Annotated in this window: 11 protein-coding genes; 4 read left to right on the top strand and 7 right to left on the bottom strand. The window is 67.2% G+C overall.

The features are described 5' to 3' along the window. Nucleotides 1-12: 12 nt before the first annotated feature. A complete protein-coding gene (locus BV210_RS06455) occupies nucleotides 13-966 on the bottom strand; it encodes a hypothetical protein (RefSeq protein ID WP_077205843.1) in 954 nt (317 codons plus the stop codon). 174 nt (nucleotides 967-1140) lie between these two features. Here BV210_RS06455 and BV210_RS06450 point away from each other — a divergent pair, with 174 nt between their 5' ends. Then, nucleotides 1141-1434 carry a DUF6432 family protein gene (locus tag BV210_RS06450; RefSeq protein ID WP_077205842.1) on the top strand — a complete coding sequence of 98 codons (294 nt, stop codon included), beginning with the start codon at nucleotides 1141-1143 and terminating at the stop codon, nucleotides 1432-1434. A 42-nt stretch (nucleotides 1435-1476) separates the two neighbouring features. Next, nucleotides 1477-2565: an aminomethyltransferase family protein gene (locus BV210_RS06445; RefSeq protein ID WP_077205841.1), complete on the top strand. Its 1089-nt coding sequence runs from the start codon at nucleotides 1477-1479 to the stop codon at nucleotides 2563-2565. Here the strand turns inward: BV210_RS06445 and BV210_RS06440 are convergent, their stop codons facing one another. Continuing rightward, entirely contained in the window at nucleotides 2566-3645 is a 1080-nt protein-coding gene (locus BV210_RS06440; protein ID WP_077205840.1) for a geranylgeranyl reductase family protein, read from the bottom strand. It abuts the gene before it with no gap. Nucleotides 3646-4234: 589 nt separating this feature from the next. Further along, complete coding sequence (uvrA, locus tag BV210_RS06435; RefSeq protein WP_077205839.1) at nucleotides 4235-7234, bottom strand: excinuclease ABC subunit UvrA; 3000 nt, start codon at nucleotides 7232-7234, stop codon at nucleotides 4235-4237. 239 nt (nucleotides 7235-7473) lie between these two features. On the opposite strand from uvrA, the gene BV210_RS06430 reads away from it, so the two are divergent. Then, entirely contained in the window at nucleotides 7474-8415 is a 942-nt protein-coding gene (locus BV210_RS06430; RefSeq protein WP_077205838.1) for a MinD/ParA family protein, read from the top strand. Here BV210_RS06430 and BV210_RS06425 read toward each other — a convergent pair. The 4 genes from BV210_RS06425 to BV210_RS06410 are packed head-to-tail and all read right to left on the bottom strand — an operon-like array spanning nucleotide 8402 to nucleotide 14244. Further along, nucleotides 8402-9067: a hypothetical protein gene (locus BV210_RS06425; RefSeq protein ID WP_077205837.1), complete on the bottom strand. Its 666-nt coding sequence runs from the start codon at nucleotides 9065-9067 to the stop codon at nucleotides 8402-8404. The two genes, BV210_RS06430 and BV210_RS06425, sit on opposite strands and share 14 nt — an antisense overlap. Before the next feature lie 41 nt (nucleotides 9068-9108). Continuing rightward, nucleotides 9109-9846 carry an SDR family NAD(P)-dependent oxidoreductase gene (locus tag BV210_RS06420; protein WP_077205836.1) on the bottom strand — a complete coding sequence of 246 codons (738 nt, stop codon included), beginning with the start codon at nucleotides 9844-9846 and terminating at the stop codon, nucleotides 9109-9111. 53 nt (nucleotides 9847-9899) lie between these two features. Beyond that, the gene (locus BV210_RS06415) at nucleotides 9900-12653 is read right to left on the bottom strand and encodes an MMPL family transporter (protein ID WP_077205835.1); all 2754 of its coding nucleotides are present in this window, start codon (nucleotides 12651-12653) and stop codon (nucleotides 9900-9902) included. A gap of 1 nt (nucleotide 12654) precedes the next feature. Next, the gene (locus BV210_RS06410) at nucleotides 12655-14244 is read right to left on the bottom strand and encodes a COG1361 S-layer family protein (RefSeq protein WP_077205834.1); all 1590 of its coding nucleotides are present in this window, start codon (nucleotides 14242-14244) and stop codon (nucleotides 12655-12657) included. 141 nt (nucleotides 14245-14385) lie between these two features. Between BV210_RS06410 and BV210_RS06405 the strand changes: the two genes are divergently transcribed. Next, nucleotides 14386-14997: a TetR/AcrR family transcriptional regulator gene (locus BV210_RS06405; RefSeq protein WP_077205833.1), complete on the top strand. Its 612-nt coding sequence runs from the start codon at nucleotides 14386-14388 to the stop codon at nucleotides 14995-14997. The last annotated feature ends 1 nt before the right edge of the window (nucleotide 14998 follow it).

Raw genomic sequence — 14998 nt, 5'->3', positions numbered from 1 at the left:
ACAGGGGTTGGTTTACTCTTTTCGCGTCGCGTCTTCCGCCCGATGTTCGAGAGTCCCCCGGCGACAGGACGGACAGAAGTCACCGGCCCGCAGTGAGGACTCCTCGACCAGCGTCGTGAACTCACACTCCGTGCAGTGGAACTCGCCCTCCGGCACGGTGACCGTCGCGCTCCCGGCCGGCTCGGCGTTGTCGTCGATCCGCTGGGTCAGGCTCTCGCCCGGCTCCCACTCCTCGCCGTCGCCCGCGTCTTCCTCGGGCCAGTCCACTTCCGGGGCTTTCGCCGACTCCTCCTCGTAGCCGTACTCGTCGGGCCACTCCTCGGTCGTTCCCGTCGCACTCTCCTCGATGACCTCCGCGCCCGTGTCGTCGCTCGGGTCGGCACCGTCGTCGACGGGCTCCGCGCCCGACGGTTCGACCGCCGGTTCGGGTTCGTCGTCGGGTGCGGGCCCACCCTCGTCGGCCTCGTCGGGCCACTCGCCGGGTTCCCGGTCGGGTTCCTCGTCGTCGTCGAGGATGACCGCGCCGTCGTCTTCGGCGGCCGGCTCGTCCTCCACCGCCGTCTCGCCCGCGGTCGCGATATCGGGCACGGGTTCGGGATCCGGGTCGGCGGCCGGCTCGTCCTCGGAGCCGCCGGCGTCGAGCAACTCCGCGTCGTCCTCGGCCGCGCTCATGTCCGGCCCGGGGGACGGCTCGCTACCGGCGCCGGCGGGCGCGTCCGCGACGTCCGGGCCGGGCTCGGACGCCGCGTCTGCGTCCGCTGCCGATTCGGTGTCGGACTCGGCGTCGCCCGAGGCCGCCAGCGAGGTGACCTCTTTGTTCTCCGAGACGACACGGCGCGTTCCACACCGGTCACAGATCTCGACCTCCTCGATCGTGATGACGACTTCGCTACCCTGTTCCTCGCGCTCCTCCTCGACCTCCGTCCCGCTGAACTTGTGCCCGAGTAGCGAACACTTGATAGCCATTGACACGATACTGGTCGCCCGCCAATCTTAAGCCTACTGCCTGGGCGTCCGACTCATGTCACTGCTGGCGAATCCTCGGTCGGGGGCGGGATGGGCGAGCACGACCGGCGGCCGTCGCTGACGGGCGCCGTGGCGTCTCGAAGCCTTAAGACCCACCCGGCCGAACGGTCCCATATGAGAGCCAAGCGGGAGTACCGCGACCGTGACGAGACCCAAGTCGCGGTGCTCGACGCTCTCGCGGATCGCCGCGACGACGGGATGACGGTGTTCGAACTTCGGTCGCGGGTGGACGCGGACATCGACGAACTGGAGAGCGCCCTCGCCGACCTCAAAGCAGACGGGCTGATCGAGGCCACCGAGGAGGACGAACGCACCGTCATCCTCCCCGAGGACCACGTCATCGGGCAGTACGACCCGGACGAGGAGCGCTCCCTGCTCGACCGGATCCGCTCCTGGCTCGGCCGCTGACGAATCCGGCAGTTTAACGCCGCCGAACGCCCACGACCGGGTATGACCGTTCTCGAAGCCGTCCACGAGGCCCACGGTGCGACTTTCAGAGAGCAGGGCGGCCGCCGCGTCGTCGATCACTACGGCCGGCCCGAGCGAACCCACGCCGCCGTCCGGCGCGTCGTCGGCGTCTGTGAGTTCGGCTACGGCGTCGTCACCGTCACCGGCGACGACCGGATCGAGTTCGTCGACAACGCCGTCTCCAACCGCGTCCCGACCGCCGACGGCGAGGGCGTCTACGCCCTCCTGCTCGACCCCCAGGGGAAGGTGACGACCGACATGTACGTCTACAACGCCGGCGAGCGCCTGCTCGTGTTCACGCCGCCGGCCCGCGCCGAACCCATCGCCGAGGACTGGGCCGGGAAGACCTTCGTGCAGGACGTCGAGATCGACCTCGCCACCGACGAGTTCGCCACCTTCGGCGTCCACGGCCCGAAAGCCACCGAGAAGATCGCCAGCGTCCTCAACGGCGCGGCCTCGCCCGACCAGCCCCTCGCATTCGTCCGCGGGTCGATGGGCGACTACGGCGTCACCGTCGTCCGTGACGACGGCCTCGCCGGCGAGGAAGGCTACACCGTCGTCTGCACCGCCGACGCCGCCCGCGACGTGTTCGATACCCTCGAAAACCGCGGGATGAACGCCGCCCCCTTCGGCTACCGTACCTGGGAGTCGTTGACGCTGGAGGCAGGGACACCCCTTTTCGACACCGAACTCGAAGGCGAAATTCCAAACGTCGTCGGCGTGCGCAACGCGCTCGACTTCGAGAAGGGCTGTTACGTCGGCCAGGAAGTCGTCTCCCGCGTCGAGAACCGCGGCCAGCCCAGCCGCCGCCTCGTCGGCCTCACCGTCGAGGCCGTCCCCGAGGCCGGCGCGGCGGTCTTCGCCGGCGACAGCGCGGTCGGCGAGGTCACTCGCGCCGTCGACAGCCCCACCCGCGAGGAACCCCTCGCGCTGGCGCTGGTCGACTACGACACGAGCGGTCCCCTCACCGTTAGAGTCGACGGGGAGGAGCGAGACGCAACGGTGGCCGACCTCCCGTTCGTCGAGGGATCCGACCTCTCGGCACGGCTGCCGACCTACCCCGACGCGTGACTAACTGAACAGCTTCCTGAGTTGCTCGGTCGAAAACAGCGTCGTCGGCCGGTCCATGTGGACGCCGATCTCGCCCGAGAACGCCCAGAGCCCGGCGCGCTGGATCGGTTCGGGCACCGAGTAGCCCGCACGAATCAGCTTCCCGAGCCGAATCTCCGTCCGCAGGTCGGCCCGCCAGGCGTCCTCGTAGTCCCCCAGCGTCCCCGGATCGACGGGGTCGATTTCCCGGGCGGCGTGGTCTGCGGCCGTCATCCCGTAGAGGATGCCGCCACCGGTGAACGGTTTGGTCTGAGCGGCCGCGTCACCGAGCAGGAAACTCCGCCGGCCAGTCACTCTGGGCGGCGGTCCGACGGGGATCAGTCCGGAACACCGCCGATCGGTCTCGACGCCGTACGCGTCGGTGAACTCCTCGAAGCGCGCCCGCACGTCGTCGCCCGGCGGCACGGCCAGTCCGTACTCGACGCCGGCCTCGCCGCGGGGGATGCGCCACGCGAAGAACTCGGGAACCGTGAGGTGCACGTCGACGAAGTCGTCGTGATCCGGTTCGTCGGTGAACCCGAGGACGCCGTGGAGCATCTCCGTGGGGTCGGGGAGGTCCAGTTCCGAGCGCACGCGGGACTTCGGGCCGTCCGCGCCGGCCACCATGCGCGCCTCGTAGGTGTCGGTCCCGTTCGGCCCGCGCGCCCGGACCCGCACCGCGTCCCGTCCCTCGGTCACGTCGACGACCGTGTGTTCCTCCCGGAGGTCCGCGCCGGCGTCACGCGCGGCCGCGGCCAGCGTCCGATCCAGCCCCACTCGGTCGATGACGTTCGAGATGACTTCCTCCTTGTAGAAGGGATACGCCTCGCTGTCCGGGCCGCCCGTGTGAAAGCGCGCGCCGGACACCTCGTTCTGGAGGAGGTCCTCGCGGGCACCGGGTGGGGTGTACTCCCAGACGTCCGTGCTGACGTGGCCGGAACAGGCCAGCGGCTCGCCGACCTGCCCCTGCTCGAAGACGAGCACGTCGAACCCGTCGTCGGCGGCCCGGCGCGCGAACCGCGAGCCCGCCGGCCCGGCCCCCACCACCACGAAGTCGTACATACCCGTTTGATCCCCGCCGACACCCATATACCTTCTCGGTCGCGTCCAAGCGTTCAAATACCGGACCGGGACCAGCCCCGTCCGTGCACTGACAGCCACCGTGGCACGGTCCGCCGTCGCGCGACCACCCGTGTCACGCCACGCCGCCGGTCGCCTGTTCGCTATTCCGCCGAAGTCACGTCGTGACTGACCTGAATCTCCACCGGAAAACGGGGTACGTGGCCCCGGCGTCCGACGTGCGTCTGACGTGCGGCCGACGCGCGTCGTGTCCATCCGAAACCGGGGGGTTGGGAACAGCTCACAAGGTCGGCGTTACGGCCAGTCTGCGCACTCCCGATGGTCGTCTGGCCGCTACTCACGGCTCACGCCGTTCGCCGTTCGTAATCGGAGATTCTCCCAACTCGCGGTTCCACCGCTCGACTGTTCGAGGACTCCCTCCGGTCGTCCTCGCCCCGCTCGAATCTCCCTGCTCGCGGCTTCTATCGTCGCTCGCTATATCGGAGACGCTCGCTTCACTCGCGTCTCCCCGCTCACGGCTCACTCCGTTCGCCGTTCGCGATCGGAGATTCTCCCTGGCGGTCGAATCTCCCTAGTCGTCCCCAGTACCCGTCGCTTGATCCCCCTCACCCTCGGTGGCGGCCGGCTCACGGTCGCTCCGTGGGCCCTCCAGTTCCACCGCGGGCAACAGGTCACGCAGGTACCGTCCGGTGTAGGACGCCTCGGTCCGAGCGACCTCTTCCGGTGTGCCCGCTGCCACGACCTCGCCGCCGTTCTCGCCGCCCTCGGGCCCGAGGTCGACGATGTGGTCGGCGTTCTTCACGAGATCGAGTTCGTGTTCGATCACGACCACGGTGTTGCCGTCGTCGGTCAGCCGGTGAAGCACGTCGATCAGCTTGCGCTCGTCCTCTGGGTGGAGCCCGGTCGTCGGCTCGTCCAGCAGGTACAGCGTCTCGCCACTGTCTTTCTTCCCCAGTTCCTCGGCGAGTTTCACCCGCTGGGCCTCGCCACCCGAGAGCGTCGTCGAGGGCTGGCCGAGCTTCATGTAGCCCAGCCCCACGTCCTGCAGGAGCTTCAGCCGCCGGCGGATCTGCGGGTGGCTCTCGAAGAACTCGTAGGCCTCGGACACCGTCATCTCCAGTACGTCCGCGATGGTCTCGCCCTTGTAGGTCACGTCCAGCGTCTCGTCGTTGTAGCGCGCGCCGCCACACTCCTCGCAGGGCACCTGCACGTCGCTGAGGAAGTTCATGTCGATCTTGACGGTGCCCTGCCCGCCACACTCCTCACACCGGCCGCCCTTGACGTTGAACGAGAAGCGCCCCTTCTCGTAGCCGCGCTGTTTGGCCAGCTTGGTGTCGGCGAACAGCTCCCGGATGTGGTCGAAGACGTTGGTGTAGGTAGCGGGGTTCGACCGCGGGGTGCGGCCGATGGGCGACTGGTCGATCAGCCGGACGGTCTCGACCTGGTCCAGTCCCGAGATGTCGTCGTGCTCGCCGGGATCCACAGATGTATTGTCGTTCATCCGGCGGGCCAGCCCCTTGTAGAGCACGTCGTGCATGAGCGTGGACTTCCCGGAGCCGGAGACGCCCGTGATCGCGGTGAACGAGCCCAGCGGCAGGCCCACGTCCAGATCCTTGAGGTTGTGCTGGCGTGCGCCCTCGATGGTAACCTGCCCCTCCGGCTCGCGGCGTTCCGTCGGCACGTCGATGAACCGATCGCCGGCGAGATAGTCGCCGGTAATGGATTGCTCGCAGTCCTTGACTTCCTCGACGGAGCCGTTGACGACGATCTCGCCGCCCCGCTTGCCCGGACCGGGCCCCATGTCGATGATGTTGTCGGCCCGCCGCATGGTCTCCGTGTCGTGCTCGACGACGAGCAGGGTGTTCCCGAGGTCTCGGAGCTCTTCCAGCGTGTTCAGCAGGCGGTCGTTGTCCCGCTGGTGGAGCCCGATGGAGGGTTCGTCGAGGACGTAGAGGACGCCGACCAGCCCGGACCCGATCTGGGTGGCCAGCCGGATGCGCTGGCTCTCCCCGCCCGAGAGGGTCGAGGCTTCCCGGTCCAGCGTCAGGTACTCCAGCCCGACCTCGGTCATGAACCCGAGCCGTGCCCGGATCTCCTTGAGGATCTCCTCTGCGATCTTGGTGTCGCGCTCGTCCAACCCCGCTTCCATCCCCTCGAAGTGTGCGAGCGCGTCGCCGATGGACATCTCGTTGACCTCGGTGATCGACGTGTCGTCCACCAGCACCGCCCGGGACTCGGCTTTCAGCCGGGTCCCCTCACAGGCCGGACAGGTGGTGACGGCCATGTACTCCTCGATGTGCTCGCGGGCGCGGTCACTGTCGGTCTCGACGTGGCGACGCTCCAGATTGGGAATGACGCCCTCGAACCGCTCGGTCTTCTCGCGGGTACCGTTCTTGGTGGTCCACTCGAAGTGGACCACGTCGTCGGTGCCGTAGAGGAACTGCCGCTGGATCTCGGGGTCGACCGCCTCCCAGGGCGTGTTCAGGTCGACGCCGAAGTGCTCGGCCACGTTGTCCAGCTGCCGGGAGTAGTAGGTCCGGTTGTAACTCCAGGGTTCGAAGACGTTCTTGAGCGGCTTCGAGGGATCCTGAATCACCAGGTCCTCGCTGACCTCCTTGGTCGAGCCGATCCCCTCACACTCGGGACAGGCCCCGTGCGGGGAGTTGAACGAGAACGAGCGGGTCTCGATCTCGGAGATGTCGATGCCACAGTGCGTACAGGCCAGATCCTCCGAGAACTCGACGACGAGTCGGTCGTCGGCCGCCTCCTCGCCGTCTTCGTCCTCGGCGTCGGCGAGGTCACCCGTCGACCGGGCGCTCGCCCCGCCGAGTTCGGCGTTCTCGGGCGGGTCGGGGAGGATCACCTTGAGGATGCCCTCGCCTTTCTCCAGAGCGGTCTCGACGGAGTCGGTGATCCGCGAGCGAGCCTCCTCGTTGACCTTCACGCGGTCGACGACCACGTCGATCGTGTGGTCGTAGTTCTCGTCCAGGTCGGGTCTGTCCATCGTCAGATCGAAGGACTCGCCGTCGACCTCGACGCGGGCGTACCCCTCGCTCACGAGGTCGTCGAACAGGTCCTCGAAGGCGCCCTTCTGGTCCCGGACGACGGGTGCGGCGACCTTCGCGCGGGTGTCTTCCGGAAGTTCGAGGATCCGGGAGACCATGTTCTGGGCGCTCTGCTCGCCGACCTCTCGGCCACACTCGGGACAGTGCGGGGTGCCGACGCGGGCGTAGAGAAGTCGCAGATAGTCGTGGAGTTCGGTGACGGTGCCGACCGTCGAGCGCGGGTTGTTGGCGGCGTTTTTCTGGTCGATGCTGATCGCGGGCGAGAGCCCCTCGACGTTCTCGACCTGGGGCTTGTCCATCTGGCCCAGGAAGTTGCGGGCGTAGGCGCTGAGCGATTCGATGTAGCGCCGCTGGCCCTCGGCGTAGACCGTGTCGAACGCCAGCGAGGACTTCCCCGACCCCGACAGCCCCGTCACGACTGTCAACTCCTCGCGCGGAATGGTCACGTCGACGTCCTCGAGGTTGTGTTCCTCGGCCCCACGGACCTCGATGTGCTCTCTGGTCATCTACGCACGAACAGGGGCGCGGACAGTGAAACGCTGTCGGTTCCGGACGATCCTCGACCCCCGATCCCACTCGTTTCTGCGTTTCATCTTCGAAAATCGAGAACGCGACTGAGGGCCGCTCCTTCCATCGATATCATCGCTGAAATCTCGATATCGGACGTTATCATCGGGTTCTCCGCGCGTGGTCGCCCGCGAACGGTAGCCGCACTTTATTGCCTCCGAGTCTGTTCTCAGTGATAATGCCAGCGACAGTCTATGCAGTTGCCGGCGGCAAGGGCGGTGTCGGCAAGACGACGACGGCGGCGAACCTCGCGGCGACGCTGCGGGCGACGGGTCGTGCGGTCGCCCTCGTGGACGCCGATCTGGCGATGTCGAACCTGCAGGGGATCATCGGCATCGACCACGATCCGACGATCCACGACGTACTCGCCGGGGACGCCGACCTCGAGGACGCCATCGTCGGCGAGTCGGCCGACGCCCTCGATGCGGCCGGTCGCCTCGACGTGTTGCCCGGGACCAGCGAACTCGCCGCCTTCGCCGACGCCGACCCCAGCGGGATCACGGAGGTCGTCGACGTGCTCGCCGGGCGCTACGACGCCATCGTCCTCGATACGGCTTCCGGCGTCTCCCGGGAGAGCGCCATCCCGATCGAGGCCGCCGACGAGACCGTCGTGATGACGACGCCCGACCGCGCCGCCGTGCTGGACGCGAAAAAGACCGCGGAGTTCGTCCGCGGCCTCGACGGCTCCGTCGCCGGTCTCGTCGTCTCCCGGACCTGTCAGGGACTGACCGACGACGAGATCGTCGAGACCGTCGGCGTCGACCACCTCGCGACGATCCCCGATCTGGACGTGCCCGGCGTCGATCCGCTGGTGCCCTACCGCACGCTGGTCGTCCGCCTCCTCATCGGCCAGGACGTGGCGACCGACCCCGCGGCGGTCCTGGACATCGAACCCGGCCAGACCCCCCGGATCACCAGCACGCTCGAACCCACCCCGGAGCAATCCGCCACGAGCGTCGAAGTGAGTACGCCGGCCGCGACGTCCGGGGGAGCCGACGTAGCGGAAGAACCGGCGGTAACCGACGGCGACGAGTCGGCTGCCGGGGAATCGGCAGACGAGACCGAAGAGGTGGAGAGCGACGGCCGCCTGGGCCGGTTCGTCGACGCTATCGGCCGGTAACCGTTCTTCCGTCGCTCCAGTCGACTACCGCCTGCCCGCACAGGCTTCCACCGACGCCACACATCAGCCCGTAGCCGAGGACGTACAGCAACGTCCCCACGCGGGAGGGCTGGTAGAGGACGTTGCTGACCTGGAGCGAGAACGCGAACGTCCCGACCAGCGCGAGCAGCACGTACCCCGTCCCGACACCCGCGCCGGTCGCGAGCGCGGTCCCGAGATGCTTCCGCTCGGGGAACCGAACGGCGGTGAACAGGGCGCTCGCGGCCGAGACGACGACGGCCGGATAGAGTCTGTAGAGCAGCGGTATTTCGGCCAGCGGGAGGTAGTTCGTCGTCGGCGTGATGGCGTCGGGCAGCGCCGTCGACAACCCGGTCACGACGACGTTGTGTGCGTTGTAGAACAGGAACCCCACCCGGACCGGCAGGTTCCCGTCGGGCAGTGCCAGCGGTGCCACGAACACCACCGCGAACAGCCCGACGTACCCGACCAGGAACGCCCCCATGCCGACGCCGATGGCCGATGCCCACGGGAACCGTTCGAGCCAGAGCTCCGCGCGAACGTCGGCCGGGAGCTCCTCCCGTTCGACGGCAGTCCCCCGGATCGGGTCCCCGATCCGCTCCTCGTCGCCCGCCCTCGGTTCTTTGACCGTCACATTCTCTCACATACTCACAATCCGAAAAAAGCGTTCCGGCGTCAGACCCGTTCTGGCAACCACCCGCCCGACACCTCGACGTTCGCGCCACTGAGGTAGTCGCTGTCCGGGGCGAGGAAAAAGAGGGTGGGCTGGATCAGGTCCTCGAACGCGGCGGGGCGGTCCCGCGGGAGGTCCTCGGGGAACTCGTCGGAGTTCTCGACGACGTACGGCGAGACGGCGTTGACCGTGATCCCGTCGTCGGCCGTGTCGGCCGCCAGCATCCGCGTGAACATCAACACGCCCGTCTTCGCGACGAAGTAGGGGAAGTTCTTCGGGCTGACCAGCGCCCGCTCGGCGCTCGCGTACCCGATGTTGACGATCCGACCGTCCCCCGCCGCACGCATCCCGGGTAGCGCCCGCTTCGAACAGAGGTAGGTCCCGTTGAGGTTGGTCTCTAGCACCGTCTGCCAGGTGTCGAAATCCATCTCCTCCCAGTGGACGGGCGCGAACGCGCCCACGTTGTTGACGAGCACGTCCACGGTGTCGAGGTCGGCTTCGACCGTCGAGAAGAGCGCGTCCACGTCGTCTGGATCGGTCACGTCCCCCTGCACCGTCGTCGTCTCGACGCCGTCCTCGCGAGCGCGTTCGGCCACCTCGGCCGCGGCCGCGTCGCTCGTCCGGTAGTGGACCGCCACGTCGGCCCCACAGGCTGCGATTCCGAGGAGGAGTTCCCGTCCCACGCCTCTGGCACTCCCCGTCACCAGCGCCGTCCGCTCCGAGAGGTCCGGTGTGAGCATACCCCCGATACGACCGCCGGGCGCTTAATCCGCCCGACCGTCTCGCCCTCGGATCAGTCCTCGGCGGTCGAGTCCGCGTCGGCGGTGGGTTCGGTTTCCTCGTCGTCGGTCGCCGGTTCGCCACCGCTGTCGGCTGTCGACTCTCCGTCGACTGGGGGACCAGCGTCGCCGCCTGCACCCGCCGTCGGGCCGCCGTTGGTCGTGCCGTCGGTCCCCGAGTCCGGGAGGCCCGGAACCGCCTCGGCGAGCGACGCGTTCTCGGCCGAGGGGGCCGTGTCGGGGTTGGGCGTCCCCGTCGCGGACCCCGGGCTGAGGTCGGGCGAGGGGCCGCCACCGCCGCCGGTCGTCACCGCACCGGGACCGTAGCCGACGAAGCGGTCCCACAGCACCAGCGCCGACGGGAGGACGAAGATCGAGGTGGTGAAGGCGTAGACGATGCTCAGGGCAGTGAGCGTCCCGAACTGGCCGATCGCGGGGAACAGCGCCAGCGCGAGCACGCCGATGCCGAAGACGGTCGTGAACATACTGCCCAGCAGCGCGCCGCCGGTCCCCCGGACGGTCCGGTCGAGCGCCGTCACGAGGTCGTATTCCCGGCGTTCGTCGGCGAAGCGGTGCGTGACGTGGACCGAGTAGTCGATCCCCAGCCCGATCGTAATCGCCAGGATCGTCGCCGTGATGGCGTTGAACGGGATATCGAGGAACCGCATCGACCCCGCGACCAGCGTCACCGTCACCACGATGGGGACGACGTTCGCGATGCCCAGCGTCGCGCTGTCCTCGAAGACCCGGTAGACGACGATCAGGAACAGCGTCGCCCCGATCAGCGCCACGACGAGGCTCTCCAGCGCGGACTCGAAGATCACGTCCGAGACCGCCTGGAAGACGACGGTCTGGCCGGTCGCGACCGCGTCGAGCCGGTAGTCGTCGGCCATCTCCCGGGCGTCGGCGGTGATCTCGCTTTGCTCCGCGTCGGCCTCGACCGTGTAGACGACGCGCGTGCTCCGGCGGTTCTCGGTCATGTAGCTGAGCGCCTGATCACGCGCCGGCGAGTCGAGCAGGGCGTCGTAGACAGTCCCGAGATTCTGGTCGGGGATGCCGTCGTCGTCCACGTCGTTCCGGGCGACGAGCGCGCCGAACTCCTCGTCGCGTTCTGCCTGATCCTGGATCACCGTGACGATGCTCGTCGACTCGGCCTGCCTGTCATCGCCGGTGATGATGGTGTCCGGCGGGTCGCGACCGGCACGGTGGATGCTATCCAGGGTCGTCGATTTCTCCAAGGGCCCCTGGACGTACATCGTCACCGAGTCGGACTGGGTGGAGTCGAACTTGTCCTCGAGGTAGTTGGTCGTCTCCGTGACGGTGTACTCGTGGGGCCGGAACGGCTCGGGCAGCTCCATCACCCAGTCGGGGTTCTCCTCCGGCGGGAGGAAGTCCTCCTGTGCGAAGGAGGTGTCGACGCCGGTCGCGTAGTAGCCCGCGCCGGCGGTCCCGAGCAGGATCAAGATCAGGAAGATCGCCGGCGCGCGGTCGGCGACGATGACGCCACCCCGGAGAACCTTCCCCAGGGCCGACCCCTCCGACCCCAGCGGCGTCTGGCTGAAGGTCGGGATCGGGTACCGTTCGCGCTTCCGGTCGATCCAGACCTTCGCCGCCGGGAGGAAGATCCCGAAGATGAGGAACGTGAAGGTGATCCCGATACCGGCGACCAGTCCGAAGTCCTTGATCGGGCCGAGGTCGCTGATGAGGTTCGCCGCGAACCCGATGACGGTCGTCCCCGTGACGATGAAGAAGGCGACGATCAGCTGATCGGTCGTGATCCGCATCGACTCACCGATGCCGCGGTCCAGGACCCGCTCCTCGCGGTAGCGGTTGATCGCGTGGATCCCGAAGTCGATCCCGACCGCGAGCAACAGCGGCGGCACCGCGATCAGCATCTGGCTGAACGGGATCCCAGCCAGCCCCATGAACCCGAACGTCCAGACGATGGTCAACAGCAAGGCGACCACGCCCAGCAGCAGGTCGACGAGATCGCGGTAGGCGATGGTCAGGAAGAGGGTGATGAAGATCACCGCGGCCGGCACGACGATCAGAAGCGAGTCGGTGATGACGTTCGCGAACTCGCCGGCGAGGATGCCCGCACCGAACACCTGGATGTTGCCGTCGACGCTCTCGACGGCGAACTCGACCTCTTCCTGGATGGGCGTCAGGGGACTCGTCCCGCCCTGTCCGGAGCCAGTGGACAGCCCCGCGGGAACCTCGTGGCTCACCGAACCGATCGTGGCCGTCGCCGTCGCGGAGCGCCGGTTGAAGTCGTTGCTCAACAGGCCAGCGAACTGCGGGCTCCGCTCGGCCGCCTGCTGGACCGCCTGATCGATCTGGGAGTCGGACGCGTCCTCGACGGCGTCGATCTGCTCTTCCAGCGTCGTCGCCTGGGGATCGAGCTGCCGGGCGACGATCTGGGCAGCGCCGCCGGTGGAACTCACGCGCATGGCGTCCCTGTCCTTGATTCGCTCCTGTGCGCGCAGCATCGCCAGCATCGACTGCTTCGAGAGGACGTTGCCTTCGCGCTGGATGAGCGACGTGCTGCCGGTGTCGGTCGCGAAGCTCGGCGAGAACTCCTCGTTGACCTGCGTGAACGCCTCCTCTGCCGGCAGGCCGGTGGTGAACTGGGACGTTCCCGCGGAGGTACTGATGTTCCCCAGTCCCACGGCGAAGACGGCCGTCACGAGCAGGAAGGCGAGTATGATCCGGCCGGGTCGTTCGACGATGGTCTCGTCGATCCGGTCGATGACGCGCTGGTAGTCCATGTTAGCGGAAGCGCATGTAGCCGCCCACGGCGACGACGATCACGACGCCGACGCCCACGAGCGACAGCGGGAAGCTGCTGCCGTCGTCGCTCGACTCGGTGACGTCGACCGAGATCCGATAGCGATCCGACAGCAGCGTGTCACCGTCCTCGTCGTCGTACTCGAAGTCCAGCGACAGCGGGTACTCCTTGGGCAAGGCGCCGCTGGCACTGGTGCTGAACGTCATCGTCGCCGACTCTCCGGGTTCGAGTTCGTCGATGTACGCCTCCGAGTCGGAGACGCTGATCGGGCTGTCGGCGAACAGCTTCGCCGAGATGGAGGAGAGCGTCTCGTTTGCCGTGTTGGTCACCTCGACCTCCAGGTTCGTCGAGCCGCCGTTCTCTAAGCTCCCGTTGGCGACGGTGACCGCGAACGCGTCAGAGCCGGGGGTCACGTCCTGCCGGGTGGGGAGGTCGTCGCTCGTCCGCGAGTCGCCGTTGTCGTCGCGGTAGTCGGCGACGAAGGTGAACTGCTTGGGGCCGCTCTCGGCGCTGTCACTGATGTCGACACTGATCTCGAAGTCGGCGCTCGCGCCCGGTTCGAGCGTCCCGACGGAGTACTCGCGGTCGGTGACGTCGAGGTTGGCGTGCTCGCTGGCGAGGCGAACGACCACGTCGCGAGCGGTCCGGTCGCCGTCGTTGGTGATCGTCCCGGAGATGGTCCCGTCTTCACCCACTCGCAGCGAGGAACTGGCGTCGAGGGAGAAGGCCATCTCGGGCAGGGGCCGCACGCCCATCGAGAGGGCCTTCGACTCCTGAGGGACGCCGTCGGCGTCCTCGTAACTCGTCGTCGCACGGAAGGCGTATCGCTGCTGTTCGGCGTCGTCCGATGCGGTGACCGTGTACTCGACGGTCTTTCGCTCGCCGGGCTCCCACTCGCCGGCGTAGCGGGTCCCCGAACTCGACTTGCCGAAGGTGAGATCGGAGTTCAGCGATTCGAGTTTGACGTTCGTGTCACTGGCCGTCTGGGTCCCCGTGTTCTCCATGGTCACCGCGACCGTCCCCGAGGAGCCGATCTGTACGTCGGATTCGGTGTCGACGATCTCGAACTCGGCGTTGTCCTCGACGCGGAGCGTGACCTCGTAGGTGTCGCTCGTGGTCCGCTCGTTGTACACCCGCCGACCCGAGTCTGTCTGAGTGATCTGTGAGTAGTAGCTGTACTCCACGTCGACCTCCATCGTGTAGGTGCCCGGTTCGGCACCGTCGTCGACAGAGATCTCGTAGGGGAGATCCGCCGACTGTTCGCCGGGGAGTTGCCCCACGGTCTGCTCGGCGGTCTCGACGGTCACGGGTGCGTCACCCGCCTGCAGGTCGACCGTCATCCCACGGGCCTTGGTGACCTGCGATTCCAGACCGGAAGCCGAACCCTGATCTATCTCCCCTCGATTGTTGATCTGGAGGGTGAGCTGGGTGTCTTCTCCGGGTGTGACTCTGTTGTCTCCGATGGCGGCCGAAAGCTCGGGGTTACCGGACACGACGAATCCGCCGAGGACCGTCATCGGGACCAGGACCAGTGCGACGACGCCGAGAGCTGCGAGTAGTGACCGTCTCATGCTTGATTGAACGTTCAGTCAGTTAGCGTACTTGATTGAACGTTCATTCAGCACAAGTATCTTTCCATTCAGTAGCGCAACGGTTGCTCAGTTCCGGCGAGCCGAAAGGCTATTCACGGGTGATTGAATATTCAGTCAACAATGGCGAAGCGGACGGATCTGTTCGAGGCGGACCCCGACGACACGCGAGAGGCCATCATGAAGGCGACCTACGAGGCGCTCTCGAAACACGGGTACGCCGACCTGACGATCCAGCGGATCGGCGACGAGTTCGACAAGAGCAAGTCGCTGCTGTATCACCACTACGACAGCAAGGACGCGCTGCTGGTCGACTTTCTCGGATTCATGCTCGAACGAACGGAGGGTGCGATCCCCCTGGAGGAAGCCGACGCCGTGGACGAACGGTTACGGATCGGACTGGATCACGTGTTCACCGAGATCATCGGGGGCAACCGTGAGGAGTTCAACCGGGCCATAACGGAACTGCGCGCCCAGTCCGCACACGACGATTCCTTCTGTGAGCAGTTCACGAAAAACGACCGGTACTTCAAACAGCGAGTCCAGGGCATCCTCGAAGCGGGTATCGAACAGGGTGTCTTTCGCGAGGTCGACACCGAACAGGTCGCGGCGATGATCGTCACCATCATCCAGGGTGCGACCTTTCAGTCGACGACGAGTACCGAACCGGATCTCGAGGCGGTCCGTGCGGAACTGGACGCCTACTTCCAGGCGCGACTCCTCGCCGAGGAGTGAG

Origin of the sequence: Halorientalis sp. IM1011 (genome assembly GCF_001989615.1) — an archaeon.
Taxonomy (GTDB): domain Archaea; phylum Halobacteriota; class Halobacteria; order Halobacteriales; family Haloarculaceae; genus Halorientalis.
The sequence above is the reverse complement of the archived record's forward strand: the minus strand, read 5'-3'. Positions and strand labels throughout refer to the sequence as shown.

Bases quoted from the DNA above. Each gene is read 5' to 3' on its own strand.
- BV210_RS06420 (WP_077205836.1), bottom strand. From the start codon at position 9,846: ATGCTCACACCGGACCTCTCGGAGCGGACGGCGCTGGTGACGGGGAGT.
- BV210_RS06455 (WP_077205843.1), bottom strand. From the start codon at position 966: ATGGCTATCAAGTGTTCGCTACTCGGGCACAAGTTCAGCGGGACGGAG.
- uvrA (WP_077205839.1), bottom strand. From the start codon at position 7,234: ATGACCAGAGAGCACATCGAGGTCCGTGGGGCCGAGGAACACAACCTC.
- BV210_RS06405 (WP_077205833.1), top strand. From the start codon at position 14,386: ATGGCGAAGCGGACGGATCTGTTCGAGGCGGACCCCGACGACACGCGA.
- BV210_RS06445 (WP_077205841.1), top strand. From the start codon at position 1,477: ATGACCGTTCTCGAAGCCGTCCACGAGGCCCACGGTGCGACTTTCAGA.
- BV210_RS06440 (WP_077205840.1), bottom strand. From the start codon at position 3,645: ATGTACGACTTCGTGGTGGTGGGGGCCGGGCCGGCGGGCTCGCGGTTC.
- BV210_RS06430 (WP_077205838.1), top strand. From the start codon at position 7,474: ATGCCAGCGACAGTCTATGCAGTTGCCGGCGGCAAGGGCGGTGTCGGC.
- BV210_RS06450 (WP_077205842.1), top strand. From the start codon at position 1,141: ATGAGAGCCAAGCGGGAGTACCGCGACCGTGACGAGACCCAAGTCGCG.
- BV210_RS06415 (WP_077205835.1), bottom strand. From the start codon at position 12,653: ATGGACTACCAGCGCGTCATCGACCGGATCGACGAGACCATCGTCGAA.
- BV210_RS06410 (WP_077205834.1), bottom strand. From the start codon at position 14,244: ATGAGACGGTCACTACTCGCAGCTCTCGGCGTCGTCGCACTGGTCCTG.